At 47.0% G+C, this 24713-nt stretch carries 22 protein-coding genes; 13 read left to right on the top strand and 9 right to left on the bottom strand.

Going from position 1 to position 24713, the window contains the following annotated elements; all coding sequences use genetic code 11:
* From V1467_RS11155 to V1467_RS11145, 3 genes are all read right to left on the bottom strand, one after another.
* Nucleotides 1–450 carry an MOSC domain-containing protein gene (locus tag V1467_RS11155; RefSeq protein ID WP_416305053.1) on the bottom strand — a complete coding sequence of 150 codons (450 nt, stop codon included), beginning with the start codon at nucleotides 448–450 and terminating at the stop codon, nucleotides 1–3.
* Nucleotides 447–1811 (bottom strand): MATE family efflux transporter, encoded by a 1365-nt coding sequence (locus V1467_RS11150; protein ID WP_416305052.1) that lies wholly within the window; start codon nucleotides 1809–1811, stop codon nucleotides 447–449. The genes V1467_RS11155 and V1467_RS11150 overlap by 4 nt, the downstream gene beginning before the upstream one ends.
* Nucleotides 1812–2074: 263 nt before the next feature.
* Nucleotides 2075–2719 carry a putative glycoside hydrolase gene (locus tag V1467_RS11145; protein ID WP_416305051.1) on the bottom strand — a complete coding sequence of 215 codons (645 nt, stop codon included), beginning with the start codon at nucleotides 2717–2719 and terminating at the stop codon, nucleotides 2075–2077.
* Between the two features lie 229 nt (nucleotides 2720–2948).
* On the opposite strand from V1467_RS11145, the gene V1467_RS11140 reads away from it, so the two are divergent.
* On the top strand, nucleotides 2949–4049 hold the full coding sequence (locus tag V1467_RS11140; RefSeq protein ID WP_416305050.1) for a glycoside hydrolase family 5 protein: 1101 nt from the start codon (nucleotides 2949–2951) through the stop codon (nucleotides 4047–4049).
* A 497-nt stretch (nucleotides 4050–4546) separates the two neighbouring features.
* Here the strand turns inward: V1467_RS11140 and cmoB are convergent, their stop codons facing one another.
* Both cmoB and cmoA read right to left on the bottom strand, forming a co-directional pair.
* On the bottom strand, nucleotides 4547–5515 hold the full coding sequence (gene cmoB / locus V1467_RS11135; RefSeq protein WP_416305049.1) for a tRNA 5-methoxyuridine(34)/uridine 5-oxyacetic acid(34) synthase CmoB: 969 nt from the start codon (nucleotides 5513–5515) through the stop codon (nucleotides 4547–4549).
* 12 nt (nucleotides 5516–5527) lie between these two features.
* Nucleotides 5528–6262: a carboxy-S-adenosyl-L-methionine synthase CmoA gene (gene cmoA / locus V1467_RS11130; protein ID WP_416308691.1), complete on the bottom strand. Its 735-nt coding sequence runs from the start codon at nucleotides 6260–6262 to the stop codon at nucleotides 5528–5530.
* Nucleotides 6263–6463: 201 nt separating this feature from the next.
* Here cmoA and acs point away from each other — a divergent pair, with 201 nt between their 5' ends.
* From acs to V1467_RS11090, 8 genes are all read left to right on the top strand, one after another.
* Nucleotides 6464–8407 carry an acetate--CoA ligase gene (acs, locus tag V1467_RS11125; protein WP_416305048.1) on the top strand — a complete coding sequence of 648 codons (1944 nt, stop codon included), beginning with the start codon at nucleotides 6464–6466 and terminating at the stop codon, nucleotides 8405–8407.
* Nucleotides 8408–8452: 45 nt separating this feature from the next.
* Complete coding sequence (locus V1467_RS11120; RefSeq protein ID WP_416305047.1) at nucleotides 8453–8719, top strand: DUF4212 domain-containing protein; 267 nt, start codon at nucleotides 8453–8455, stop codon at nucleotides 8717–8719.
* Nucleotides 8720–10417 carry a sodium:solute symporter family protein gene (locus V1467_RS11115; protein WP_416305046.1) on the top strand — a complete coding sequence of 566 codons (1698 nt, stop codon included), beginning with the start codon at nucleotides 8720–8722 and terminating at the stop codon, nucleotides 10415–10417.
* Nucleotides 10418–10454: 37 nt separating this feature from the next.
* The gene (locus V1467_RS11110) at nucleotides 10455–12848 is read left to right on the top strand and encodes a reprolysin-like metallopeptidase (RefSeq protein WP_416305045.1); all 2394 of its coding nucleotides are present in this window, start codon (nucleotides 10455–10457) and stop codon (nucleotides 12846–12848) included.
* Nucleotides 12836–13195 carry a hypothetical protein gene (locus V1467_RS11105; protein WP_416305044.1) on the top strand — a complete coding sequence of 120 codons (360 nt, stop codon included), beginning with the start codon at nucleotides 12836–12838 and terminating at the stop codon, nucleotides 13193–13195. The genes V1467_RS11110 and V1467_RS11105 overlap by 13 nt, the downstream gene beginning before the upstream one ends.
* Nucleotides 13196–13286: 91 nt before the next feature.
* On the top strand, nucleotides 13287–14285 hold the full coding sequence (gene add, locus V1467_RS11100) for an adenosine deaminase (protein WP_416305043.1): 999 nt from the start codon (nucleotides 13287–13289) through the stop codon (nucleotides 14283–14285).
* 110 nt (nucleotides 14286–14395) lie between these two features.
* Nucleotides 14396–14890: a MarR family winged helix-turn-helix transcriptional regulator gene (locus V1467_RS11095; protein WP_416305042.1), complete on the top strand. Its 495-nt coding sequence runs from the start codon at nucleotides 14396–14398 to the stop codon at nucleotides 14888–14890.
* Nucleotides 14874–15395, top strand: a complete 522-nt coding sequence (locus V1467_RS11090; protein ID WP_416305041.1) for a GNAT family N-acetyltransferase — start codon at nucleotides 14874–14876, stop codon at nucleotides 15393–15395. The genes V1467_RS11095 and V1467_RS11090 overlap by 17 nt, the downstream gene beginning before the upstream one ends.
* A gap of 16 nt (nucleotides 15396–15411) precedes the next feature.
* Here V1467_RS11090 and V1467_RS11085 read toward each other — a convergent pair whose 3' ends face one another.
* From V1467_RS11085 to V1467_RS11070, 4 genes are all read right to left on the bottom strand, one after another.
* Nucleotides 15412–16752: a hypothetical protein gene (locus tag V1467_RS11085; RefSeq protein ID WP_416305040.1), complete on the bottom strand. Its 1341-nt coding sequence runs from the start codon at nucleotides 16750–16752 to the stop codon at nucleotides 15412–15414.
* Between the two features lie 119 nt (nucleotides 16753–16871).
* Nucleotides 16872–19106, bottom strand: coding sequence for a TonB-dependent receptor (locus tag V1467_RS11080; RefSeq protein WP_416305039.1), 2235 nt, complete (start codon nucleotides 19104–19106; stop codon nucleotides 16872–16874).
* A gap of 609 nt (nucleotides 19107–19715) precedes the next feature.
* Nucleotides 19716–20549, bottom strand: coding sequence for a S1 RNA-binding domain-containing protein (locus V1467_RS11075; protein WP_416305038.1), 834 nt, complete (start codon nucleotides 20547–20549; stop codon nucleotides 19716–19718).
* A 57-nt stretch (nucleotides 20550–20606) separates the two neighbouring features.
* Nucleotides 20607–21176: a hypothetical protein gene (locus tag V1467_RS11070; RefSeq protein ID WP_416305037.1), complete on the bottom strand. Its 570-nt coding sequence runs from the start codon at nucleotides 21174–21176 to the stop codon at nucleotides 20607–20609.
* 138 nt (nucleotides 21177–21314) lie between these two features.
* Here V1467_RS11070 and V1467_RS11065 point away from each other — a divergent pair, with 138 nt between their 5' ends.
* From V1467_RS11065 to V1467_RS11050, 4 genes are read left to right on the top strand one after another with little or no spacing between them, the layout of a single operon-like run.
* Nucleotides 21315–22382 (top strand): cysteine synthase A, encoded by a 1068-nt coding sequence (locus V1467_RS11065; RefSeq protein ID WP_416305036.1) that lies wholly within the window; start codon nucleotides 21315–21317, stop codon nucleotides 22380–22382.
* On the top strand, nucleotides 22373–23107 hold the full coding sequence (locus V1467_RS11060) for a 5-oxoprolinase subunit PxpA (RefSeq protein ID WP_416305035.1): 735 nt from the start codon (nucleotides 22373–22375) through the stop codon (nucleotides 23105–23107). The genes V1467_RS11065 and V1467_RS11060 overlap by 10 nt, the downstream gene beginning before the upstream one ends.
* Nucleotides 23098–23775, top strand: coding sequence for a 5-oxoprolinase subunit PxpB (pxpB, locus tag V1467_RS11055; RefSeq protein WP_416305034.1), 678 nt, complete (start codon nucleotides 23098–23100; stop codon nucleotides 23773–23775). Before V1467_RS11060 ends, pxpB begins: the two co-directional genes overlap by 10 nt.
* Nucleotides 23775–24707: a biotin-dependent carboxyltransferase family protein gene (locus tag V1467_RS11050; RefSeq protein WP_416305033.1), complete on the top strand. Its 933-nt coding sequence runs from the start codon at nucleotides 23775–23777 to the stop codon at nucleotides 24705–24707. The genes pxpB and V1467_RS11050 overlap by 1 nt, the downstream gene beginning before the upstream one ends.
* The last annotated feature ends 6 nt before the right edge of the window (nucleotides 24708–24713 follow it).

The following is a 24713-nucleotide window of genomic DNA, read 5'->3' as shown; positions in this document are numbered from 1 at the left end:
TCACTCAGCTGCGTGGTTAATTATTACCCTGTCACCGACTTCAATATGACCACTTTGAATGACTCGGCAGCAAACTCCACCTCGCCAATCAGGGGCGAGTTTGGCTGTTAGTCCCTGGTATTGCTCATCCATTCGCGGACAGGGTTCGGTTTCTTTGCATATTTGTAAAATCAGCTCACCTATTTTGACCTGCTTGCCAACATCCGCAGCCGAGAACTGATAACCGCTAATCAGTAAATTGGCCCGACGAGTGGTCCAGGGCATGCTTTGCTGCATTTGCTCACAAACCTGTTGCCAGATATTTTCGCTTAACAGGGTAACCTGACGTTTGCCGGGTTTGCCTCTGAAATCTCCAGCGACGCCACTTTCAGTGCTAACCAATGCGTCGGAGATAGTTTGCATTGGCGCACGAGAGCGTTGTCGTATTGCTATGCCACTGATCTTAATCATATTGCACCTTTTAATCCGGAGTGCTCACATTTATGTTGAATATAAATTAATCGCCAGCTTAAAAATACCGCTGCCGAGGTTAAACCGACAATAAAACCAATCCAGAATCCGGGGGCGGCCATACGCGGCACTATCCAGTCGGTTAGGCCCAAAATACAACCTGTGGTTAAACCTATTAGCCAATAGGAGATGAAGGTAATGTAGAACATCGCTTTACTGTCTTTGTATCCACGCAGGGCGCAACCGGATATGACTTGCAATGCATCCGAAAACTGGAACATGGCTGCCAGTAACATCAAGTTGGCCGCCATATTAATCACTTCTGTTTCATTACTGTATAAACCGGCAATCTGGTAGCGTAGTAAAAAAGATAACGAAGCTGTACAGGTAGCGGTGCAAGCACCGGCCAGCCAGGCACTCTTCACTGCTACTTTGGCTAATTGCGGTTGTCCTTCCCCGATTAAATGACCAATCCGGATGGTAGATGCCATGCCAATACTAAGGGGGATCATAAACATCAGGGCTGAAAAGTTGAGTGCCACTTGATGAGACGCCACCACGGTGGCACCGAAAGGCGAGAGTAGCAGGGCAACCACAGCAAATAGCGACACTTCAAACAGTATTGCCATCGCAATAGGTATTCCCTGGCTGAGCACCTGCCATATTTCCTGTTTTCTTGGCGCATACCAGTGTGAATAAAGATGGTACTGCTGTAGTGATTTGGCTCTCAACGTATAGAGCCAGGTGGCCAGCATCATTGCAACGAATACCAGTGATGTGGCAATGCCACAACCGGCTCCACCAAATGCAGGTACCCCGAATTTTCCGTAAATAAAAATATAGTTGGCCGGAATATTAACCATCAAACCAATCACCATAATCACCATGCTGGGCCGGGTGAGGGACAGTCCTTCGCAATAATTTCGCAACACCTGATAAATGGCAAAGGCAGGCGTACCGAGCAACATGTACTGCAGGTATTCGAAAGTAATACGTTTTAGCTCGGCCTCCATCGGAATGTATTGCAGTAAATTCGGTACCAGCCAGTAGCAGCTTGCCAGTGGTAATGACAACATCAGGGCCAGCCACAGGGTTTGTTGCGCGGCTCGGGGAATGGCGTCCAGCGATTTCGCCCCGTTTAATCTAGAGATGATTGGCGGCAAGGCCAGAATAATACCCTGAATAAAGAACAAAACCGGCATCACAATACTCGACGCAATGGCCACTGCCGCCATATCAGTGGCCGATACTCTGCCTGCCATAATGGTATCGGAAACGCCCATTAAGGTTTGGGTGACCTGAGCAATTAACAATGGCCAGGCCAGGGTGACGAGTCGACGAATTTCGGTTTTTAACGACATGGATTGTACGATCTGCTTTTGGTAGTGGTTGTTCCGGTGCTTAATTTGCTAAGCCCGCTCAACACAAATCGGGCAGCTTATACTATTAAAAAGCCAGATCAAGTGATATTGCCGTTTAACGTTATAAGAGCGGGTTAAAGGAGCCTAATTGTGTCTGATAAACTGCACAGCAGTTAGCAGTATGCCGCCCCAGTCAGTTCGAACCCTGACGAAATCAGACGTTAAATTTGATCACCCGACTGGCGATGCGAACATTTTTAACGTCATTGACTGGCGCAAGTGGCGGTACCTTCCGGTAACATTTCCATGCGAATATTGGCCAGTTCAATTTCGAGTTGTCCCTCGGTGGCTATCAGAAAGGGGGCATTAATCTTGGATACATCCAGTCCTTTTACGCTGAAACAGTCAAGTGGAATGGGCACTGTGGTCCACTTTTCTTTGGGCAATTCCCTAAACATTTTGTGCACTTGCAGTTCGCCGCGGCAAGGATAGCCACAATCAACACCAATAGAGAGTGCTTTTTTCGGTCTGGTAATCACTTTTACTTCCATAGTGAGTGCTGCACGGTGTTCGATACTGGTCAAGTCGATAGGGGAGCCATATATGGCAAATTGACCTTTGCCTTTCTTACGTGACCATTTCAAGTTAATAGCGTCGCCACTTGACTGATATGTGGCGGGCGTCATCTCAATCTGTCCGTCTTTGGATTCGCCTTGCTTATCCTTTACTGCCAATACCCAGTTAGTCTGATCCCCCAGCGTTAATCCCCATGAGCCCGGAGTTTGCCCGTTAAAAAAATAGAAATAATGGGGATTGAGCTGATTATCTTGCGCATAAGCAGCAAGACTGATACTGCAATAACCAAGTAACACACTAATCAAAATACCAGTGAAGGACTGATGACGCATTATTGGGTTCCTTATTTTTTTAGCAAAGCAAAAAGTCGCAACAATTATCGGTTTTATGTTGTGATTTAGGCAAAGAAGCTGTTTTCGTTACATACACACAAAATGATAACGTTTACATTTTGTTAGCAATATATTAACTAAATCATATTGTCTTTCAATACAAGTGATTGGTGTTTTACAACGTTCTTGCAACAGATTGGTAAAGGCGCAGGTAAACTGGGGAACTCGGATGAATATTAACGGATGTACACACTGGACAAGGATAGCTTTTATATTATTTGCCTTGAGCAACATTGCGGCTGCGGCCAAAGCAGCGGATAACCCGCCAGATGATAAAAATGGATGGTGGGGCATTCCATACCCTGACAGATTTGATCACACAACACTCACTCATCATCAGGGATTTATCAAGGTGGAAGGTAACCGGCTGGTGAATGAAAGTGGTAATACTGTGGTGCTGCAAGGGGTGAATATTTCTGACCCGGATAAATTGGTGCGGGATGGTCACTGGAATGCTCGGCATTTTGATGTGATAAAGCAGTGGGGGGCCAATGTGGTCAGAGTGCCAATTCACCCGATTTCCTGGCGCGGTCATGGCGCCGAACAATATATGAAATTAATCGATCAGGCGGTGGTCTGGGCCAATCAACGGGACATGTATCTTATTCTGGACTGGCATTCGATCGGTAACGTGATTGACGGGTTATATCAACATCCGATGTATGACACTTCATTAAGCGAAACCAAACAATTCTGGCGCAGTATTGCCTATCGCTATAAAGAGGTGCCGACTATTGCGGTCTACGAGATTTTTAATGAGCCTACTTTATATAGCGGTCAATTAGGACAGGTAAGCTGGCAGGAATGGAAAGCCTTTAATGAAGAAGTTATTTCCATTATCTACGCTCATGATACCCGGGTTATACCGGCAGTCGCCGGTTTTAACTGGGCATATGACTTGAGCCCGGTTAAAGATGATCCTATCGATGCTAAAGACATTGCCTATATTGCCCATCCTTATCCGCAGAAAACCTCTCCACCTTATATTGACAGTTGGCAGCAAACCTGGGGATTTGTGGCTAAAAAATATCCGTTGATATGCAGTGAAATAGGTTTTGTGCGCGAGGGCGAACCTGGAGCTCATATACCTGTTATCAATAACGACGGTAGTTATGGGCCGATTATTACCGACTATCTTGAGAAAATTGGCGCCTCATGGACGGCCTGGGTATTTGATCCCGACTGGGGGCCGATGATGATTAAAGACTGGGATTATACCCCCACCGAACAAGGTGTATATTTTAAATCAGTGATGGCAAAAAATAAGTAACCTGAGTTCGGGATAAGAAGTGTCGTTGTAATTTAAACAATTGAATTAATTCAATTGTTTATAATAAATATTCTGTTTGCACCCTATCTGATACTCACACGGTGACGACATTTTTGTGGATAGCAAGGCGGGTTTTCGTACGTAATAGCTGGCTATTGCTAGAAAACTCAACGCCGCTAGGCGCAAAAAGAGCGTTATCGAGAGGCGCGGCTTATCCCGAACTCAGGTTAAGTACTGGTAATCGATTTTTCACGCAAAGACACCAATGTGCCGTTCATATTTCGACTGCTCCGCGCTCAATACGAACGGCATATGTCTTTCTCTGTGCACACTGTGGCCTTGTGGTTAATAGGGTTTTACCTTGGCGGCCACCGCGGCTTGGCGAGAGCATATTTTTCTCGTTGCTTTAGCCCGGCAGTTGCTTTTGTGATCCCCGCTTCTTCTGGCGGGGATCCTGTCTTTTAGCCCGAGGCTCGAAGCCCGTTACTTTTAGCCCTTTAAACCGTTGCCACTATTGTTGCGCGTAGTGGCGCGGGATAGCCTTCGATGGTTTTATTGATATTATCAGGACTAAGGAAGTCTTTTAGCGACTGACCGTTCATCCATTCAGTAGTGCGTTGTTCTTCGAGGCGGGTCTGATCCAGATCGACCAGTTTAATCTGTTTAAAACCTAATCGTTGCATCCATACCGTCAGCGCTGCGGTGCTGGGTAAAAACCACACATTACGCATCTGGGCATAACGGTCGCCGGCCATCAGTACGGTGTTTTCATCGCCTTCAACCACCAGGGTTTCCAGTACCAGTTCACCACCGGGGCGCAATTGTGCTTTAAGCTGCTGCAAGAACTCCACAGGGCTTTTGCGGTGGTATAACACGCCCATCGAAAATACCGTGTCGAAGGCCCTGAGTTCGGGCAACTGCTCCACGCCTACCGGCATTAAGTGAATACGCGGATCGGGATTAAAGTGTTTGATGGCCTGAAACTGAATCAGGAACAGCGCAGTAGGATCGACACCCACTACCAGTTTGGGATCCTGTGCTAGCATACGCCACATGTGGTAGCCACTACCGCAACCAATATCCAGCACATGACGGCCGCTTAAGTCACTGATATGCGGACTGACCCGATCCCATTTCCAGTCGGAGCGCCATTCGGTATCAATATGAATATCATGAATATAAAACGGGCCTTTGCGCCAGGGCATAAATTGTTTGAGCAGGCCTTCAATCTGTTTTTGCTGGTAGTCACTAATATCACTGGCACATCCAAACTGAACCTTATCAACCAGCTGCAGACTCGATGGTTGAGTGTGCGGTAATTTAGCCAACAGGCGCTGCCATTTGGCAAATTCACCATGTTGATGTTTTTGCCAGTCTGCAATTTGGGCTGGTAATACTTCCAGCCATTTGTGCAAGGGGGAATCTGCCAGTATTTTATAGAATGAATTGAACCACTCGGAAGACATTTTTGTCCTTACTTAATCGGGTTTTATTGCTACCAATGACGCAAAGTTAAAGCACTGGAACCAGGGAATAATTTGCTTAAAGCCGGCCTGTTGCAGTCGTTGCTGGTGGATTTCGATACTGTCGGTTTGCATGACATTTTCAATCGCGGTGCGTTTTTGGCTGATTTCCAGTTCACTGTAACCGTTACGGCGCTTAAATTCGTGATGTAACTCAATAAGCAGTTCATTGCCTTGCTCGGCTGAATGGCGCATTTTCTCCGACAAGATCAACACACCGCCAGGGTTAAGACCGTCGAAGACTGACTGGATCATCTTGTCCCGCTGGTCTGGTGGAATAAATTGCAAGGTGAAATTCATTACCACTACGGCAGCATTATCAATGCAGATGTTTTGTATATCATCACAGACGATGTCAACCGGTGTGTCTGCTTTAAACGCATCCAGATGTAACCGGCAGCGCTTTATCATTGCTTCAGAATTATCTACCGCAACAATCTTGCTGTTTTGCACGCTGATATAGCGGCGCATAGTCAGAGTGGCGGCGCCTAAAGAGCAGCCTAAATCATAATAATGGCTGTCCGGTTGCTGATAGTAAGCGGCAATTTGGCCGATACTGTCGACGATAGTGTTATAACCCGGTACTGAACGCTGGATCATATCCGGAAAGACTTCGGCGACAGCCTGATCAAAGCGAAAATCACCCACTTGTTGTGGCTGGGAATAAATGGCGTCTTTGGCGGATGAAATCATGTGGATGCTCTTAAAAACTGAGTCGGTTATTTTACCTAATCAATAAGATAATGATAACTAAACTATTTAATAAAAAATAAATCTATAGTGGATGAGATAAATTTCATGTGGTTAGGCCACTCACCTATTGTATCTAACCCATTATTTCGGCTATGGTCAGCCTCAACATTTTTTAACAACCTTTTGGGAGATCAATCGATGTCTGAAGACGTCTTTGCCGTGCCGGCACATATCCAACAGAATACCCTTGCCGATAATCAGGAATACCAGCGCTTGTATGACTGGTCCGTGAAAGATCCTGACGGATTCTGGCAACAGCAGGCACAACGTCTTGACTGGATGAAACCTTTTAGCAAGGTGAGTGACTGTAGTTATGCTCCCGGCAATATCAAGATAAGCTGGTTTGCCGACGGTGAATTGAATGCCTGTTATAACTGTGTGGATCGTCATGCCGAGTCAGATCCTGAACGGGTAGCGATTATCTGGGAAGGCGACAACCCGCAGGATGACAAGAAGATCACCTACAAGCAGCTGCAGCAGGAAGTGAGTCGCCTGGCCAATGTCATGAAAGATTTGGGGGTAGGTAAAGGTGATCGGGTAGTGATCTATATGCCGATGATCGTCGAAGCTGCCTATTCGATGCTGGCTTGTGCCCGTATTGGTGCGATCCATTCGGTTATTTTTGGTGGTTTTTCACCTAATGCGATTGCCGACAGAGTTGTTGACAGCCAGGCCAAACTGATTTTAACCGCCGATGTGGGCCATCGTGGCGGGAACATTATCCAGCTTAAACAGAATGTGGATAAAGCGCTGGAGCGAGAGGGTACTAATTGTATCGAGCATGTGTTGGTGGTCAAAGAGCAAGGAAATGATCAACCCTGGCAAAATGGACGTGATTTGTGCTGGCAGGATCTGGTTTCTGCGGCCAGTGACGATTGTCCTCCCACACCGATGAATGCCGAAGATCCGCTGTTTATTTTGTATACCTCCGGCTCTACCGGCACACCCAAAGGCGTGGTGCATTCTACCGGCGGTTACATGGTGTATGCCTCGCTCACCCATCAATATGTGTTTGATTATCGTCCCGGTGATATCTATTGGTGTGCCGCCGATGTGGGCTGGATCACCGGTCATAGTTATATTGTTTACGGACCACTGGCCAACGGTGCGACCACCTTAATGTTTGAGGGTGTACCGACTTATCCTGATGTGCGCCGTATTGGTCAGGTGGTGGACAAGCATCAGGTGAACATCCTGTACACCGCACCCACCGCCATTCGAGCCTTGATGGCCAAAGGAGATGAACCTACACAGGGCAGTTCTCGCGATTCATTAAGAATTTTAGGTAGCGTAGGTGAACCTATCAATCCGGAAGCCTGGCACTGGTACCATGAAAAAATCGGCAATGCTCACTGTCCGATTATGGATACCTGGTGGCAAACCGAAACGGGTGGGGTGATGATCACCCCGTTACCTGGTGCGACGGCGTTGAAACCCGGTTCGGCCACCCGTCCTTTCTTCGGTATTCAGCCTGCTTTGCTGGATAGTGATGGTCAGGTACTGGAAGGTAAAAATGAAGGTAGCCTGGTGGTAACCCAATCCTGGCCGGGACAAATGCGTACTGTATGGGGAGATCATGATCGATTTGAAATGACCTATTTCAGTACCTTTAAAAACAACTATTTTTCAGGCGATGGCGCCAGACGTGACGAAGACGGTTATTACTGGATCACCGGCCGTATGGATGATGTATTAAATGTATCCGGTCACCGTTTGGGTACGGCAGAAATTGAAAGTTCACTGGTAGCGCATCCGGCCATCGCCGAAGCCGCTGTGGTGGGTTATCCCCATGATATTAAAGGGCAGGGGATTTATGTGTACCTGCAACCTACCGATGGGGTGACCATTACGGATGAATTGACCAAACAAGTGCGTCAGTGGGTTAAGGATGATATCAGCCCGATTGCCGCACCGGACCTGCTGCAGTGGACGACAGGTCTACCTAAAACCCGTTCGGGCAAAATTATGCGCCGAATTTTGCGCAAAATTGCTGCCAATGAGTTTGACAATCTGGGTGATACATCAACGCTGGCCGATCCGTCAGTAGTCGATGCCCTGATTGAAAATCGTCTTAACCGTTAAATACAAAGGGTCGACAGACCCTTACTCCCCTTACTGAGGTGATAAATGGCATTTGAAAATCAGCAACAGGCAAGCGCCTATTGGCGTGAGAATATCAAGTTGGTACTAGGACTGTTAGCCATCTGGTTTGCAGTTTCATTTGGTTGTGGGATTTTATTGGCTGACTGGCTGAATGAATTCCGTTTCTTTGGGTTTAAACTGGGATTCTGGTTTGCTCAACAGGGAGCCATCTATGTATTTGTGGTGCTGATTTTTGTTTATGCCCGCTTATCATCGCGGCTGGATATCAAATACAACGTCCAGGAGGACTAAATGGATATTAAAACCATGACGTTTTTAATCGTCGGTGCGTCATTTATTTTATATATCGGTATTGCTATCTGGTCGCGCGCAGGTTCCACCAACGAGTTTTACGTGGCCGGTGGCGATGTGCACCCAGTCGCCAATGGTATGGCAACCGCGGCAGACTGGATGTCGGCCGCGTCGTTTATCTCGATGGCCGGGCTGATTTCTTTTATGGGTTATGATGGCGCGGTCTATTTAATGGGCTGGACGGGTGGTTATGTGCTGCTGGCGCTGTGTCTGGCGCCTTACTTACGCAAATTTGGCAAGTTTACTGTACCGGATTTTGTCGGTGATCGTTATTATTCCCAGCTAGCCAGAACGGTGGCGGTGATCTGCGCGATTTTTGTCTGTTTTACTTATGTTGCCGGTCAGATGCGTGGTGTGGGTGTGGTGTTTAGTCGCTTTTTAGAAGTCGATATTGTCACCGGGGTGGTTATAGGTATGGCCATTGTGTTTTTCTACACAGTATTGGGTGGCATGAAAGGGATTACCTATACCCAGGTAGCCCAATTTTGTGTGTTGTTGTTTGCCTATCTGGTTCCGGCAGTATTTATTTCCATTATGATGACGGGCAACGCCATACCGCAACTGGGTTTTGGGGACCAGATAACGGGCTCGGAAACCTATTTGCTGGATAAACTGGACGGGTTGTCGGCCGACTTAGGTTTTGCCGCCTATACCCTGGGTAGCAAAAGTACTATTGATGTGTTTTTTATTACTGCTGCATTGATGGTCGGCACCGCCGGATTACCTCATGTGATTGTACGCTTTTTTACCGTGCCTAAAGTGCGTGATGCACGTCGTTCCGCAGGTTGGGCATTGCTGTTTATCGCGCTGGTATATACCACCGCGCCGGCAATCGCTACGTTTGCCCGGGTGAATATGATCGATACCATCAATGGTGAGCAATCGACCGGCACCGACTACGCGCAGGCTCCTGAGTGGATCAAAAACTGGGAAAAAACCGGCTTGATTGGTTGGGAAGACAAGAATCAGGACGGCAAGATGTTTTATTCCGGCGATGAGCGTAATGAAATGAAAATCGACCGGGATATTATGGTGTTAGCCAACCCCGAGATTGCCAATTTACCTAGTTGGGTGATTGCTCTGGTGGCAGCCGGAGGGATTGCCGCGGCGTTATCCACTTCTGCCGGTTTGTTGTTGGTGATTTCGACCTCGGTATCGCACGATTTGCTTAAACGTAATCTGATGCCGGATATTACCGATAAAAAGGAGCTGTTTTATGCTCGTCTGGCGGCCGGTGTCGCGATAGTGGTGGCAGGCTATTTTGGCGTGCATCCACCCGGTTTTGTGGCGCAAGTGGTGGCTTTTGCCTTTGGGCTTGCGGCGTCATCCTTCTTTCCTGCAATTATTATGGGCATATTTTATAAGCGTATGAACAAGGAGGGGGCAATTTCCGGTATGTTGGCCGGGATCACCTTTACAGCAGCCTATATTATTTACTTCAAGTTTGTTAATCCGGCGGCAAACCTGCCGCAAAACTGGTGGTTTGGTATTTCGCCCGAGGGGATTGGTACGCTGGGAATGCTATTGAATTTTGTGGTGGCCTTTGTAGTAAAACAATTTACTGCGGAAGTGCCGCAGGATGTGCAGGATATGGTGGAAAGTATCCGGTATCCCAAAAAACAGGTAGTTAATCCATAGCTGATAAATAATCAAGGGAATTAAAAAGGACGGGGAGGTGTCTATAGCTAGACACTTCCCCAATTTTATTCAGGACAAACAGATTAAACTCCATCAACGTATTATCTCAGCATTACTGTTAGCCAGCTGCGGCCTTGTCAGCCAGACTCAGGCGTCGGTATGGAATCAGGTTGTTTCTCCACCCGCCAGTGTGGAAGCTGATGCACAGTCCCCCAGTTTAAAAATCATCGCTTATTATGATTTGGATAAATCCGAGCTTCTGGCGCAGATCAACCAGCAATCGGACGAGTCAACAGCTTTAATCGAATTACCTGACGCAGCAAACAATATGTTGAGGTTTAAACTGATTGCCAATCAGGTTTTGCCGTCAGCGTTAGCCAATCGTTATCCGGATATTCAAACTTTTAATCTGGTCGGGGTGGATCATCATAGCCGCGGTAAACTGGAAATTCGTTCAACCGGCGTCTACGCCGCTTATCGGCTAGACGGGCATAGTTATTATCTGGAGCCAGACCCGGCAACAACGCATTATCGTTTATATGATGGCAATGAGCAGTTACGTCAGCCCTTTGTCGAACAAGTCCGCGAGCTGGATTTATTGCCATTGCCGCAAAACCGAGCGGCGAAACCTCTGGTGGAAGGCACCGTCAGACAATATCGGCTGGCGATTGCCACCACAGGTGAATACAGCGCCAAATTTGGTGCAGATAAATACGCGGTGTTGGCAGCGTTGGCTACGGTGATTAACCGGATCAATCTGGTGTTTGAAGTGGATATGGGCGTGTCTTTTGTGTTGGCGGATAATAATGACCAGATTATTTTCCTAGATGCCGATAGCGATCCTTATACCAATACCACCGATGATATTGATATCAATTATACCGTGCTGAATGAGGCGTTAGGTAATAACGGCTATGATATTGGTCATGTGTTTACCACCGAAGGCGGTGGTTTAGCCAGCGTTGGTGTGGTTTGCCGTTCGGCTAATAAGGCCGATGGAGTCACCGGCTCTAATCGTCCTACCGGTGACAGCTTCTATATCGATTTGGTGGCGCATGAGATTGGCCATCAATTAGGCGCCAACCATAGTTTTAATAGTGAAAGTGCTGGTTGCGAGGGGAATCGTTCGTCGCGTTCTGCCTGGGAGCCGGGTAGTGGTACCACCATTATGGCCTATGCCGGATTGTGCGGGACGGAAAATTTGCAAAACTATTCGGATGATTATTTTCATATTGGTTCGGTACTGGAGTACCGCCAGCGTTTATCCAGCGGTTTATCCGGTAATTGTGGAGAAATCATTACCGGTACCAATGACGCACCCACCGCTGATGCGGGCAATGATTATATTATTCCGGCCAATAGTCCTTTTGTGTTAACCGCTGAAGCGGCTGATCCCGACAACGATGGTTTATTGTATAACTGGGAACAGTACTTTGTAGTAGGCAATGATGAGGGCGAAGATCCCAGACCCAATGCCAGCAATAGCGTGGCTGAAATGTCCACCGATGATGGTACCCGACCACTGTTCAGAAGTTGGCCTCCTACCGATAACCCTCAACGCTATTTGCCCCGTTTACAGGATGTGATCCAGGGTAGTGATGTGACTGTCAAAGGGGAAACCTATCCTACTACCGAGCGGACTTTGCGGTTTCGTTTATCGGTGCGGGATAATCAGGGCGGGCTGACCAGTGACAAAACCCTAATTACCGTGACGCCCGCCAGTGGCCCGCTGGTCGTGCATCAACCCGATGCCGATACCCTTTGGGATAATGATTCTGGCTATGAAATACAATGGGAGGTGGCGGATACGGATTTACCGCCAGTCAGTTGTAGTCAGATGGATGTATGGTTATCAGTCGATGGCGGACAGAGCTTTCCGTTGTTAATCGCCGAGCAACTGGACAATAGTGGAGAGGCGGTGTTACCCGGGTTAGGCGCTATCCAAACCGACAACGCCAGATTAATGCTCAAATGCCACAATAATATCTTTTATGCGGTTAATCCGGCCACTTTCAGTATTAACGTCACTATTAATCAACCACCATCTGCACAAGATGACAGTGCCAGTGTCGAGCAAGATTCGACCAACAACCGCATTAGCGTACTGACGAATGATAGCGATCCGGATAGTCAGGACAGCATTGCCATTGTTGCGGTTGAATACAGTGGCTCGGGGACGGTGACTATTGATAACGAACAACTGGTTTATTCACCAGCTGCCGGTTTTAGCGGTAGTGACAGCCTGTCTTACACTATTGCTGATGAACAGGGGCTAGAGTCCAGTGCGACGGTCACCATCAATGTGCAAGCCAGGGTTGTTACGCCACCGGCTTCGGGAGGAAATAACACCAGTAGTGGTGGAGGCGGCAGCATCAATTATATCTGGTTGGTTCTGCTGTTATTGATAAGGAGAACTCGATGCGCTGGATAATAATGCTGCAGTTGCTCTATGTTACCGGATGCACTGGTATCGGCATGGATCAGACCGCTGAATCAGAGGATGAGATCGACTGGCACAGTCCGCAAGCAGAAGCACAACGTGCAATCCAGCGCGGTGATGTTGGTTTATGGATTGAAGCACGCCGAGGTGTTGCCGTATTGGGGTTGGAGGATATTGCCCCGGTTCAGATTGAGGAGCGTTGTGGGCTAAAATATCTGCCAGATAGTGGCGATGTTTATCGGCCTGAAGAACGTGAGCTTCGCAAACAAAAGCGTCAGTTTGGCCTTGAATATAATCGCCTGGTTATTCCTTATTGCGTTAAAAAATTGCAACTGTAGTTATTTGTTTTAAAACCCCTTAGTATTCCAGTCTTTGGTGTTTGTTTCCGCTGGGTTGCCAGCATTTTCCTGTTTTTAAATAAGGTCGCTCATGTTTAATCCTGCATTACCTCTTGTTGAACTGCATCGTCATCTTGACGGCAATATCCGCCCCGCCACTATTTGGGATTTGGCGCAGCAGCACAATATCAAGGTGCCAGCGAATTCACTGGATGAATTGATCCCGTTAACCCAAATTCAGGGACAAACCAGCGATTTGCTCGAATTTTTGGCCAAACTGGATTACGGCGTATCGGTATTGGCCGATCCTGATGCCTGTTATCGCGTGGCTTATGAAAATATGCAGGACGCTCGGCAACAAGGGCTGGACTATGTTGAATTACGTTTTTCACCGCACTATATGGCCATGGCGTTTGATTTGAATATGCAGGCTGTGGTCGAAGCTGTCGATGCCGGTATTCAAGCGGGTAGTCGTGATTACGGGGTTAAAGCCAATTTAATCGGTATTTTAAGCCGCACCTTTGGAGTGGACAAATGTCAGGCGGAACTGGATGCGTTGCTGGCCTGCAAAGATAAAATTTGTGCCCTGGATCTGGCAGGGGATGAATTAGGCTATCCGGCAGCATTATTTGAGTCCCAGTTTAAATTAGCCCGTGACGCCGGTTGGAATATTACCGTCCACGCCGGTGAAGCAGATGGTCCGCAGAGTATCTGGAATGCGATTAATTTGCTTGGCGCTAGCCGAATTGGTCATGGGGTCGCGGCTATTCAGGATCAAAAGTTGATGGACTATATGGCAGAGCATGATATCGCAATAGAGTCTTGCCCGACGTCCAACTATCATACCGGAACCCTGAATGATATCGCCGGACACCCGATGAAGACCTTTTTGGACAACGGATTGCTGGTCACCTTAAGCACCGATGATCCTGCCGTATCCAATATTGATTTGGCCAATGAATACCAGGTAGCCAGAGAAATCATCGGCTTTAATCAACAGCAGTTGGATACTATTCAGCTAAATGGATTAACAGCAGCGTTTTTATCTGACGCCGAAAAAGCAGCTTTCAAGCACAATAAGAGCGCTTAGTTCAGCACGCCCTAATCAATTTTACTCAAAGCACATTGGAAAATGTGTTTGTTGACATTTAATATAAGTGATTATATAAATAGTTATATTAATTGTCAGGAAGCAGATTGATGCAGACAGATTTCTTGGATGAACTAGAAGAACTGGCGCTTGGTACGCGTTTAAAGCGACTGAGTGAATTAATGCTGGCCGACGCCGCCAGGGTTTACCAACATTTTGAGATTGATGTGCAGCCCAAATGGTTTAGCTTGCTGGCGTTATTACATCATAAAGAGCAGGTGAGTGTGGTGGAGGCGGCTGATCTACTGGGCTTGTCGCAACCTGCTATCAGCCAGTTTTCCCGCCAGCTGCAAAAGCGGGGATTAATACAATCCCGTTGTTGTGAGCAGGACTCGCGACGAAAACTATTGACCCTCAGTGATAAGGGACGACAGCAGGTCAATGCCATGCAACCCATGTGGGACGCTGTTAGCCAGGCAGCCAAGCAACTGAGTCAAGAACTGGACAATAATCTTTATCAAGCCATACAGAAATGTGAAAAGGCCCTTAAACACAAATCCTTATTAGCCCGTACGTTGGATATTCATCATGCAACACAATCTTGAACAACCACTATCAACCGGTACTCAACTCGAGTTTTTACCCTATAGTAGCGATTTGGCCGGTCACTTTAAAACTATTAACGAGCAATGGATCAGTGCAATGTTTGCTATTGAACCGGCTGATTTGGCTTCACTCGATCATCCGCAAGAGTTAATTATTGATCGTGGCGGGCAGATTTACTTTGTCAAAACTGAGCAATTGGGCGTGATTGGTTGTTGCGCCTTGCTGCCTAAGGAAAACGGCGTGTTTGAATTAACTAAAATGGGCGTGCTGGACAGTGCGCGGGGATTAAAAGCCGGAGAAGCGTTATTGCAATATGTATTGCAACAGGCGAAAAACTTGCCAATTAAACGGTTATTTCTGCTAACCAATAAAAAGTGTGAAGCCGCGGTACATCTATATGAAAAAAACGGTTTTGTACATGATAAACAGGTGATGGATCAATACGGCAGCAGCTATCAGCGCTGCAATGTCGCCATGAAATATCCACCTATCTGGCAGGATTAATGGCCCTTATGTGAATTTAGTCCCGAGTTTTACTTCTGCGCTCGGATAAACGCTGGGAAAAATTCTCCAGTTGCGGTTTGAATTCGGAGTTATTTTTAAATTCTTCGGCCTTTTGCGGGTTTAGCCGGCTTAAATTACGGTAGATATTTTGTGACAGACGCAGTCTGGATTTATCCTCCTGAAGCAGAGACAAATTATCGATCACGAAGTCAGGCCGGTTGAAGCTGCTAATCCGCAGTGCATTTTCGAGTAGCTGTTGGGAATCGGAATCATTCTGTTGCTGGATCCAGTTAATCGCCTGTTGCGGGGCATTGATGGCCCAAGCGCGGGTAATATCTGCCAGATTTTGCTGTCGGCTTTGTGAACTATTTTGCTGCAAATACCAGTTAGCCGCTTGTTCCGCCTGCTCAGGATAGGAATACACCCAAGCCTGCAGGCCATTTTCGCGTAATTTGGCAATTCCCTCTAAATCTTGATGTGCATTAAGCCAGTCTATGCTTTGGTAGGGATCGTTTCTGGCCCAATTCTGAATCGCGCTTTGGGTCAGTAACGGATTATTGTATTCCATTACTGTAGCCATCAGTTGGTTATAGTCATCAGGATTACTGATGGTTTTGGCAATGCCGATCATGGCTGCCCTAATCTGGTTTTTATTGGGGCTGAGTTCGAGCAGTTTTTGTACGGCGTCATTTAAATCTACAGATGCCAAACCATTAAAAACCTGGCGTAATCCGGCAGTATTGAACATCGCGCCATTGCTTATTGTATTGGCGTTATCGGCATACCAGTAGTAAGCGCTTTGTGGATCGTTTTTTGACCAGACTTTGAGAATATTAAAGTAAGCGGCCGATTTGGCACTGCGAGTATTGAGACGACCCTGAGCGAGTTGTAACGCATCAAGCGGATTAGTCTGGGCATAACGGCTGAGCAGTATATTGAGCAGACTGAAATTGGTGTTGGACGGATTATCCAGTAGTTGCTGTATTGCCTGTTCAATTTCAGTGATATTGAAATCTTTAATCGCTAGATAAGCCTCGGTGATCAACTCATAGTCAGTACCGTCACTGTTTTCTTCAAACAAGTTCTGTAGCGAAGCAATCTTTTCGCTGGCAGATAACTGCGTCGTTGTTGCTGGTTGATTATGCTGGTCAACTAGTGACTGGTCTTGCCTGGTATAAGGCTGTGAAGATCGCGTTGTAACTGAGGGCTGTTGTTGAAGTTGAGCCGATGATTGATTCGCTGTTTGCATTGACCTTGACAGTTCAACCGAAGGGGCATCCGTGGTAGCCCATTGGTAACCTGCCCAACCCGCGGCAAATAGTGTGATTGGCCATGCTACAACGACGAATTTGTTCAAACTAAATTCCCTTTAATGATGCGTTCTGCCGTCAACTTTAAGGAATCGGCTATTCAAATTCAACCAATAAAAAGCCCACTAAAAGTGGGCTTTGGATGACTCAGATACAAATCACTGAATTAATAAAAGGACTTTTTAAACTCGATACCGAATACTCGGGGTTCGTTCATAATTCCGGTCAGGTTATTAAAATCAATCGCTCCTTTGAGATTGTCTTCATCGGTAATATTGCGTCCGAATAACGCCACTTCATACAGATGCTCAAAGTTTTCGTAGCCAATTCTCAATCCGCCTTCGTAATTACCATCAGAATTAAATTCTGCCGATTCATACAAAAACAGATTAGTTTTGCCCTGCCATGCCCAGTCGGTATAAGCGTAAAACTCGCCGTTATCGCCAACAGGCACAGTATAACGGGCAGAGATATTCAGGGTTGAGCGTGGTGCTTGCGGGAACGGATTGCCGTCGATATAAGCCTGCCCATTGCTGTTTAAAGGATCCATAGGAGTACACATACCTGATCCACAAGGTGCGGCGACCAGATTATCATCCTGGATTTCAGTGTGGTTATAACTGTAACCAGCGGTAATAGTCAGATAATCAGTGGCAACCCACTCCAAGTCGGTTTCAAACCCGTAACCCACACCTTTATCGGCATTAATCAGTTGGGTCAGGTTGCCGTCGCCACCAATGGCAGAGAACTGCATATCATTAACCTGATAATAGAAAACAGCAGCGTTAACTCGCAATCGGTTGTCGACCAAATCAGATTTTACCCCGAATTCGATAGAATCAATGGTCTCTGAATCGGCTACAGACGGAGGAGATTCAAATGCTACATCTCGGCCCTGAATGGTTTGGGCACGGAAACCGCGAGCGATGCGACCAAACAAACTGGTGTCTGAGGTCATTCGGTAGTTGGCGCTGAGCTCCCAACTGACTTTACCGTCGTCTACATCTATAGGATCGTAATCCTGAATCGAGGCCGCGCCAATCACAAGGGCAAAGCCGTCTACATTCTGATCGCCCACTTCCAGTGATTTTTCATCATGGGTATAGCGTACGCCCGCGGTGATATTTAGCTTATCGCTCACATCATAAGAAGTTTGACCAAATACCGCCCAGCTGGTGTTGGCATGGGAAACCGTGGTCGCGCCAAAAAATCCGTCGATACTGGTCACATCAAAAGACGAATCAAAATAGAACGCGCCAACCTGCCAGCTCATATCGTCGTCGGTATCTGACGCCAAGCGGATTTCCTGGGTAAATTGTTCCAGATCTTTAAGCTGATCTTCGGTGACTGCATCGAAGCCAATGGTTCCCGGCATAGTGCCAGTGTCGGTAACAACACCACCATCAATATCACCTAAACTGTAACCATCGGCTTTTTCGATGGCGGTAACCGATGTAAAGGTTTTATCGCCAAAATCATAATCAATTTTTAATGATGCGCCGGTGTTATCGTATTCTTGCGGGTTATTGTCGCCTTTGTCGTAATAAACAGTATCACGATCATAGTTGTCGTTGAGCTCGTTACTGCCTTTGCTAAGGATATTGGCCCGGAAGATGGAAGATGTACCATCCAGTGTGCGGTCATGGATATTTAACAAGGCACTGAAATCTTCACTAGGTTCAAACAATACTTGCAATCGTGCGGCCTTTTCATCAAAGCCGCCCATGGCATCTTTTTCGCCGGTGTAGCCGTTATCAATCCAGTCATCGCGATCTTGCGACAATACCGATAGTCGGGCAGAAACAGTGTCAGATAAGGCTCCACCAACCGCGCCTTCGATGTTAATAGTGCCATAGCTGGCAAGCCCGGCTTTAACATAGGCGTCAAAACTTTGTGAGGGTTTCACCGTATCAAATTTGACAATACCGGCTGTAGTGTTGCGGCCAAACAGGGTACCTTGCGGCCCACGGATCACTTCGACATTGGCAACGTCAAACAGCGGAAAACTTTTCAGCACCACGTTTTCCATTACCACCTCATCCATTACCACAGAAACCGGTTGGGAGGCAGCTAAATCAAAATCGGTGTTACCCAATCCGCGCATGTAAAAGCGGGGGGCAACCCGGCCGTTGGAGGATTCTGCATACAATCCCGGCACGCGTGTCGCTAGTGCCAGAATGTCGTCTCCGCCAGAGAACATGGCATTAAAACGTTCACCGCTTAAGGTCGCAATGGAAATAGGGACTTCCTGCAAGGTTTGTGAACGCTTTTGTGCGGTAACGGTAATCTGTTCTAGAGCGGGCTGTTTTTGTTCCGTTTCTTGAGCAGCAGCGATGCTGACGTTGGTTAAAAGGGCAGCATGAATGCTGATGGCAAGTGAGGCTTTCTTCAATGTTTTCATTATCTGTACCAGTTGATGTGCCTGAGCGTGTATGAGTTATAAGTCGAATATGAGCGTTTTCTACCATCTTTATTTTTGTGTATCGCGACGGAGTCCAACAACTCACTACAAAAGTGAATTACATTTGTAGACCATGGGGGTCAACAGACCCTAATATAGCACTCAAATAATTAAGTGCTTTTTTATACTAGCAGCCAACGTTGGAAATGAAACTATAACAGATCAAAATAAGGCATTTGCCGAGTAAAGATATCCAAACAAGCAAAAACACACTGGTCTAACCTTTAATGTTTTGTAAACAAGATGTGTATTTTGTTAGGGCGTGTTGATCTTTGGTGTATGAATTTTGTTCAAGTTCAACGCCTTCTGATCGCGACGCCGGGTTGCAGGCCTAGTGGGTCTAAGTCAAAACCCGACAACAAAGAGCAGGAGGCGTTAGGTTGAACCCCTTTCTTTAAAACCGTGGGGGCAGCGTTTGTAGCGCATTTCTACGGCGTTATCGCTCGTTCATGTAGAATAACTACACCACACTCGCTCTGCCTTGTATAAATACGCTACAAACTGCTGCAAAAACACACTCCAAAGATCAACACGCCCTAATAGTTTTTCTTATTTAATCAAACTGATTTGGGTCTTGCCGAGTTGTATCCTTTGCTGCTTATACAAGGCACCCAGCGCTTTCTTGTAGGCGTTTTTACTCACATTAAACTGCTTGTATATGGCTTTAGCGTCACTTTTGTCGGTTAACTCGGATACGCCATTATTTTGTTGTAAATGGGCAATGATTTGACTAGTTAAATCACTTCGTGCCGCCTGATCGGTAAACTGGAAGCACAAGTCTATTTTGCCGTCTTCGCGGATATTTTTGATGTAGCCGGGCAGGGTCTGACCAATGTAAACCGGCTTGAATACTTCGTCTTTAAATAATAATCCCAGATGAGTGCCATTGATCACCGCCTTATAGCCTAAATCAGTACGGGCGCTGATTAACAGTTCTACTTTTTGCCGGGGTTGAAAATCCAGTGATTCTTCATGCAGGTAGTTGTGCAGCTTGCTGGAAGCAGCAATACGGCCGGTTTGCCTGTCCTGATAGATATAGACGACATAGCTACGGCCTTCCTGCATGATACTTTCCTGCTCATTTCTCGGTACAAACAGGTCTTTGTCCAGCCCCCAATCCAAAAAGGCGCCAATGGGTTTAACGCCAACCACATTCAGATAAACACATTGACCCAGTTCGCCTTTGGCCTGGGTGGAAGTGGCAACCAGTTGTCCATCAGCATCGTGATAAACAAATACATCCAGCCAATCACCCTGTTTGGCATTGGCAGGCAAATGGGCATTGGGCATTAATACCTGATTTTGTTGTTCGTCACTCAGATAAACACCGTAGGGCAGGGTGTCGGTTATTTTTAAATGATTGGTTTTGCCAATTTGCAACATGCAGAAGCCTCTTATTCAGCCAACAAACCAGGACTGAATGCAGTAAAAAATGATTGGCTATATTCTATAACAGTACTGGCGATAATACTGATACAAAGTGGCAGCAAGCAGCAAATGAAATAAGGATTCCTTCAATCCAGCCGATTGCAAACCTGTCAAGGATAAGGCTCCGGCGGCTAACAGGGCAATAAAAGCTGTATAAAAATGATAACCGGGTAGTTGCTGTTTTTTTAATGCCACAGCGACCATCAGCATGCTGACAATCAGTGCGATATCTTTTAGCACGCCAATTTGCAGTGCATAACCGGCCAGTGATATTACTAATAGCAGGTAGTAGACATTGTTGGGTAAGCGTGATTGATTGATTTTTATCGCCAGCAATACCACAAATCCCACCATGCCAATATGTCCGGCGATTCTGCTGGCTATCTGATGGTATTGAATTACATCAGCACCGCTATAACGGATAGCACCAAATAGTGCTGCAACCGCGACAGTCATTACCGCAATAGCACCAAGCTTGATCCTCCATCCCGGTTGATTTATCAGTTCGATACCGATAGAGATGGCCGTAACCGCCAGAACAAGTTCAGCCCCAACGGCCACAATATGCTCAGGAATAAACATAGAATTCCACAGTGAAACAACAACTTACTCTATAAAAACAGAATTGTGGAATGGATACAACCAATGTGTTTGGGCTGTGGTAGAAATTTGTTATCCCATGTAGTCTATTGAGTAACGTTGTTAACGGATAATCAGTTTATGAGAGTGGCTCAACATATCGCCGAGTTGATCGGCAACACGGATTTGCTGCGTATACCATCTTTGTCGGAGTTATCCGGCAGCAATATTTATCTAAAATGCGAGTTCCAGAATCCCGGTGGTTCGATTAAAGATCGCGCAGCGCTGCAAATGGTGCAGGATGCCATTGAAAAAGGTGAACTCAAGCCCGGAATGACCATTGTTGAGGGAACCGCGGGCAACACCGGCATTGGTTTGTCCCTGGTAGCCAAAGCTTATGGTATGGACGCGCTGGCAGTGATGCCTAATGATCAGGCAGCAGAAAAAGAACGGATGATCAGCCTGTTTGGTGGCAAACTCAAGACGGTTCCTCCTTGTCCATTTGCCAACCCCGATCATTTTTATCATCAGGCCCGTCGTTTAGCCGAACAGAATGACCATTACTGGTGGGCCAACCAGTTTGAAAACTTGAGTAATTTTCGTGCTCATTACTTGCACACCGGGCCGGAAATCTGGCAGCAAACTCAAGGCCAGATTGATGTGCTCGTTTCGGTGGCCGGGACGGGCGGTACCATCGCCGGAAATTCCCGTTATCTGAAGCAGCAAAACCCGGCTATTGAAATTTGGTCAGTGGATCCGGATGGGTCGGGGATTTTCCATTTTCTGCAGCACGGCGAGTACAAGAATCAGGGAGGATCTTTGACCGAGGGAATTGGCATAATGCGTCTGGTGGATAATTTCAAACAGGCCAAAATTGATTATGCGGTTAATTTGCCTGACAGCGAAGTGCTAACCATTGCTCGCCATGTTCAACAACATGACGGTATATTGTTAGGCAGCAGTTCGGCGCTGAATGTCGCAGGCGCGTTTTTGGCCGCACTAAAACGGCCGGGCAAAAATATTGTCACTTTTGCCTGTGATTTGGGTGAACGTTCGGCATCAAAACTTTATAATCCGCAGTTTCTGGACAAGCGTGGATTGTCACCAGCGTTTGACGATGTTGTGGGCCTTAAAAAACATTATCAGGCTATTGAACACCTGCCAGTCAAAGTTGACTGGTGTAACAAACAGGACGAAGAATGCAGTTAAATTGTGACTTGGGTGAAAGTTATGGACGCTGGACGCTGGAAAGCGAAAGTGCCGCAATGCCGCATATTGATCAGGCTAATATTGCCTGTGGTTTCCATGCTGGCGATCCGGTTTCCATCCAGCAAACCCTGTTATTAGCCAAACAATATAACGTGAGTGTCGGAGCTCATCCTTCCTATCCTGATTTGCAAGGATTTGGCCGCCGCTCCATGCAATGTAGCGAACAGGAAATTATTGCTCTGTTGCATTATCAGATTGCAGCGCTGGAAGGTTTGGCCAAATGTGCCGGAATTGTCATCGACTATGTCAAGCCGCACGGCGCGCTGTACAACGATATGATGAGCAAAGAAGATGTACGTCGGGCAGTATTTAGTGCCATCGGCAGTTATCATCGCTCATTGCCGTTAATGGTGTTGGCAACGGCAAATCAGGATGAAATAGAAGAACAGGCTAATCAGGCTGGCATAACACTCTATTTTGAAGCCTTTGCCGATCGCTGTTATGACGACAATGGTCAGTTATTGTCGCGCAAGCAGGCCGGTGCCGTTCATGATATAGATAAAACCCTTCAGCAAGTAAAACAGCTATGTGAAAGCGGCTCTGTTACCACTCATAGCGGTAAAATCTTGCAACTTCAGGCCGACAGTTTGTGCGTACATGGTGACAATTCACAGGCTGTTGAGGCGTTAACCGCAATTCGGAAAATGGTTGAACAATGCAGATAAACGTCGCGGGTGAAAATGCCGTTATTATTTATTTTGCCGAACACCCAAGTGAGCAGGTGGTGGCCCAAATTAGTGTAGCCAAGCAATTGATCGAATCGGCACTGGACGCTGTTGTGATTGATCTGGTGCCATCCTATACCTCATTGATGGTGGTTTATGACCAACAAAGCGTCGGGATAGTGTCAATCACCGATAAACTCAGTAAATTGCTGGAACAAGTGCAATCTGCGACCGAATTGACCGGTAAAACGATAACTTTGCCAGTGTATTACGGTGCCGAGGTGGCAGAGGATCTGCAGCGCATGGCAGAGTTGACTGAGCTGGAGCCACAGCAAATTATCGATCTGCACCAGCAGCCACTTTATTCGGTTTACGCTATAGGTTTTGCCCCCGGGTTTGCTTATTTAGGTATGGTGGATAAAAAAATTGCCGTTCCGCGACTGGGCACGCCCAGGCTCAAAGTTCCTAAAGGCGCGGTGGCCATCGCTGATCGTCAAACAGCTGTGTACCCGGCGACGTCTCCCGGTGGCTGGAATATTATTGGTCGCTGTGCCGTGGCCATGTTTGATCCTGATTCAAGCCCCAATATGCCGGTGAGTGTGGGCGACAAGGTGCAGTTTGAAGCGGTCTCCAAGAGTCTGTTTTTAAAATCCGGAGGGCATCTATAGTGGCATTTGAAATTGTTCAAGCGGGGATGCTCAGCCTGATCCAGGATAATGGACGTAACGGATATGCTGAGCTGGGATTAACTCAGGGCGGCCCCATGGATCCCCTGAGTTTTTACTGGGCTAATAGACTGTGTTCCAATCCGCTAGAGGCCAGCAGTGTCGAAGTCACTTTTGGTGGCCTGCAACTGGTTTGTCATCAGGACTGCACTATCGCAATCACCGGTGCACCCTTGAAGGTATTGTTAGATGATCAAGCCATGCCCATGTGGAGCAGTTTTACCGTCAAGGCAGGTCAAAAGCTGGAATTGGGGCATCCGGCCAAAGGGGTGCGCAGTTATTTGGCCGTCTCCGGTGGTTTTAAGATTAAACCGCAATTTGGCAGTACCTCAACGGTGGTAAGGGAGCAAATTGGCGGCCTGGCCGGTAAGGCGTTAGCAAAGGGAGATAGGCTGCCTGGTGAAGGTCAGATACAGCCGCACCAGATGTTACCTTTTGCTTACCGACCCAAGTTTTCCCAGCAAATAACGCTACGATTAATTGCTGGATACCAGCAGAAGCTGTTTTCCAGTCAGCAGAAACGTCGCTTGTTTAATAGCGAATATCGGGTCACCGATCAATGCGATCGAATGGGTTATCGTTTAAGTGGTGAAAAAGTGAATGCGTCATCACAGCAACTTGTCTCGGAAGGGATTTGTCTTGGCGCTGTGCAGTTTCCCGCCGACGGACAACCGATAGTGATGATGAATGATCATCAAACGATTGGCGGTTATCCCAAAATGGGTGCGGTTTTATCATTGGATTTGGCCCAATTGGCGCAGTGCCAGCGAGGTGCCATAGTGCGTTTTGTGGCGGTTGAAATCGGCGAAGCCCAACAGCTGCTGAAAGAACAGTTTGATAAAATTCGGCAACAAGCTCTGGTGCCAGTGTCATAAACGGTT

It is taken from the genome of Neptunicella plasticusilytica (assembly GCF_047922965.1).
Lineage (GTDB): Bacteria > Pseudomonadota > Gammaproteobacteria > Enterobacterales > Alteromonadaceae > Neptunicella > Neptunicella plasticusilytica.
This window is presented reverse-complemented; position numbering and strand designations above follow the sequence as displayed.

What these genes read in the sequence shown, in the direction of transcription:
- V1467_RS11155 (WP_416305053.1), bottom strand. Translation starts at nt 450, where the DNA reads ATGATTAAGATCAGTGGCATAGCAATACGACAACGCTCTCGTGCGCCA.
- V1467_RS11150 (WP_416305052.1), bottom strand. Translation starts at nt 1,811, where the DNA reads ATGTCGTTAAAAACCGAAATTCGTCGACTCGTCACCCTGGCCTGGCCA.
- V1467_RS11145 (WP_416305051.1), bottom strand. Translation starts at nt 2,719, where the DNA reads ATGCGTCATCAGTCCTTCACTGGTATTTTGATTAGTGTGTTACTTGGT.
- V1467_RS11140 (WP_416305050.1), top strand. Translation starts at nt 2,949, where the DNA reads ATGAATATTAACGGATGTACACACTGGACAAGGATAGCTTTTATATTA.
- cmoB (WP_416305049.1), bottom strand. Translation starts at nt 5,515, where the DNA reads ATGTCTTCCGAGTGGTTCAATTCATTCTATAAAATACTGGCAGATTCC.
- acs (WP_416305048.1), top strand. Translation starts at nt 6,464, where the DNA reads ATGTCTGAAGACGTCTTTGCCGTGCCGGCACATATCCAACAGAATACC.
- V1467_RS11120 (WP_416305047.1), top strand. Translation starts at nt 8,453, where the DNA reads ATGGCATTTGAAAATCAGCAACAGGCAAGCGCCTATTGGCGTGAGAAT.
- V1467_RS11115 (WP_416305046.1), top strand. Translation starts at nt 8,720, where the DNA reads ATGGATATTAAAACCATGACGTTTTTAATCGTCGGTGCGTCATTTATT.
- V1467_RS11105 (WP_416305044.1), top strand. Translation starts at nt 12,836, where the DNA reads ATGCGCTGGATAATAATGCTGCAGTTGCTCTATGTTACCGGATGCACT.
- add (WP_416305043.1), top strand. Translation starts at nt 13,287, where the DNA reads ATGTTTAATCCTGCATTACCTCTTGTTGAACTGCATCGTCATCTTGAC.
- V1467_RS11095 (WP_416305042.1), top strand. Translation starts at nt 14,396, where the DNA reads ATGCAGACAGATTTCTTGGATGAACTAGAAGAACTGGCGCTTGGTACG.
- V1467_RS11090 (WP_416305041.1), top strand. Translation starts at nt 14,874, where the DNA reads ATGCAACACAATCTTGAACAACCACTATCAACCGGTACTCAACTCGAG.
- V1467_RS11080 (WP_416305039.1), bottom strand. Translation starts at nt 19,106, where the DNA reads ATGAAAACATTGAAGAAAGCCTCACTTGCCATCAGCATTCATGCTGCC.
- V1467_RS11075 (WP_416305038.1), bottom strand. Translation starts at nt 20,549, where the DNA reads ATGTTGCAAATTGGCAAAACCAATCATTTAAAAATAACCGACACCCTG.
- V1467_RS11070 (WP_416305037.1), bottom strand. Translation starts at nt 21,176, where the DNA reads ATGTTTATTCCTGAGCATATTGTGGCCGTTGGGGCTGAACTTGTTCTG.
- V1467_RS11065 (WP_416305036.1), top strand. Translation starts at nt 21,315, where the DNA reads ATGAGAGTGGCTCAACATATCGCCGAGTTGATCGGCAACACGGATTTG.
- V1467_RS11060 (WP_416305035.1), top strand. Translation starts at nt 22,373, where the DNA reads ATGCAGTTAAATTGTGACTTGGGTGAAAGTTATGGACGCTGGACGCTG.
- pxpB (WP_416305034.1), top strand. Translation starts at nt 23,098, where the DNA reads ATGCAGATAAACGTCGCGGGTGAAAATGCCGTTATTATTTATTTTGCC.